The following is a 1,281-nucleotide window of genomic DNA, read 5'->3' as shown; positions in this document are numbered from 1 at the left end:
GCGACATCAAAGGCCGCAAACGCCAGCAGCACACCGAGCCCGAGCGTCGCGCCCAGCGCGAGCTCCGCCAGTGCGGACGTAAACAGCGTCGCATGATTGGCGATATGGCCGCTTCCGACCGGTGTAAACCCCAGCGCAATGATGAACGACAGCGACAGCAGCATCAACACCCGCACCGTCGTCGGTATGGGCATGGCATAGAAAACTGGCGTCAGGATAAAAACACCGGCAACCCGTATCGAAAGCAGGATCACCGCCTCCAAAGGTGGCAATGCCCATTTCTGGGAAACCCAAGACCATCCGGCTCCAAGTTCAGCAATCACGCGTGGCGACCTGGGCTAAAACATGGCAGGAATACCTGCCCACAGCTGAGTAAAGTAAGCACTGAGCTTGCGCAACATCCAGGGGCCAAACACGACAAGCGCAATGCCAGCCGTCATCAGCTTGGGTACAAAGGTCAGGGACATCTCCTGCACCTGCGTAACCACTTGAACAATGCTGATCAGCAAACCTGTGAGCATGGTCAAGCCAAGAACGGGCAGGCACACCAGGAATCCCATCCAGAATAGGTCCGACATCATTTTCAAAGCCAGGTCAGCGTGCATTCTGCTGTGTGCTCCCGCATCCATAGTTTGTTGTCGCCACACATGCRAAGGGATGCAAGTCCGCGCGGTCATCCTGACGCATTCGATAAGCTTTGTTGTTTGTCATGTCCCAAGGCGCCTGTAGCGGGGCCTCCCCCTGTTATTTGTTCCGAACTGTATCGCAATCTACAGAATTTGCGGCAGCAGTTACCTTATTTTCCATATCGATTTAGGTACTAATTACTTAGACATTTCCAAAGCACTGGAAATAGATATTGCTTTTGAACCTTGTGCGGTGCTACTTCGCTGACTAGGAATTTTTCACAACCCCTTCCCCTTTTCCCCTCCTTTTGGGGAGCCTGCTGAGGTCAACAAATGAGACTTGGCGGGTTGGGGCAATGAATGAGCTGATTGTTTGTTACACGCTTCTCAAGATTCTTTTGACCTTACCGCTTGTAACGCCATTTATTAACGTGCATTCTTGAGCTGTGGTTGGGATTGTTCCTGCCGTTCAGGAGTCTGTCATGTGCACCTTGCGTCAGCGGCTCTACATCCTCCTTTCAAGCTTATTGCTGTCCGGCACACCCTGGCTTGCCACCACCGCGCACGCGGCCACTGTGCAGCCCCCGGCGGCGCAGGCCATGATGGACGCACTAACCCGCGCTACAACGGCGGTGGTCGGCGTCAAGGTCACGGC

2 protein-coding genes are annotated in these 1,281 nt (G+C 54.3%); both read right to left on the bottom strand.

The window, feature by feature from the left end:
- On the bottom strand, positions 1-323 hold a 323-nt coding region (locus tag AC1DWI_RS23570), incomplete at its 3' end, for a flagellar biosynthetic protein FliR (RefSeq protein WP_477725964.1).
- Positions 324-338: 15 nt separating this feature from the next.
- On the bottom strand, positions 339-605 hold the full coding sequence (locus tag AC1DWI_RS23565) for a flagellar biosynthetic protein FliQ (protein WP_477669657.1): 267 nt from the start codon (positions 603-605) through the stop codon (positions 339-341).
- Positions 606-1,281 lie beyond the last annotated feature (676 nt).

This window comes from Polaromonas sp. P3_C2 (assembly GCF_056402675.1).
The sequence above is the reverse complement of the archived record's forward strand: the minus strand, read 5'-3'. Positions and strand labels throughout refer to the sequence as shown.

Coding starts and splice junctions, on each gene's coding strand:
- AC1DWI_RS23565 (WP_477669657.1), bottom strand. CDS start 605: ATGCACGCTGACCTGGCTTTGAAAATGATGTCGGACCTATTCTGGATG.